The sequence below is a fragment of the Bacillus sp. SIMBA_026 genome, from assembly GCF_046535335.1.
Lineage (GTDB): Bacteria > Bacillota > Bacilli > Bacillales > Bacillaceae > Bacillus > Bacillus velezensis.
In genome coordinates this window covers 1-344 of sequence record NZ_JAWRWX010000066.1, presented here as the reverse complement: position 1 = coordinate 344, position 344 = coordinate 1, and the positions used below count along the sequence as shown (strand labels likewise).

At 64.2% G+C, this 344-nt stretch carries 1 protein-coding gene; it reads right to left on the bottom strand.

Going from position 1 to position 344, the window contains the following annotated elements:
• On the bottom strand, positions 1-344 hold a 344-nt coding region (locus SB847_RS20695), incomplete at both ends, for an ATP-binding cassette domain-containing protein (protein WP_410578447.1).

Here is a 344-nt window from a genome sequence, read left to right as displayed (position 1 = left end):
CGCACGGTCCTGCCGGATGCCAGGTTCTTGACCTGCGCGGCAGTACCGTCGGCAACGATGCTTCCTTGCCGGACCAGCACGATCCGGTCCGCGTAGGCATCGGCTTCCTCAAGGTAGTGGGTGGCGAAGATGACCGTGCGTCCCCGCGAGGCGTCAGCCCTGATAGCCGCCCAGAAGTCGCGGCGTCCGGCGACGTCCATGCCAGTGGTCGGCTCATCCAGGATGAGCAAACCCGGATCGGAGACCAGGGCCATGGCAAAACGTAGGCGCTGTTGCTGGCCTCCCGAGCACTTCTCCACTTTCCTATCTGCAATGTCCAGGATCCCGGCCCGTGTCAGCACTTC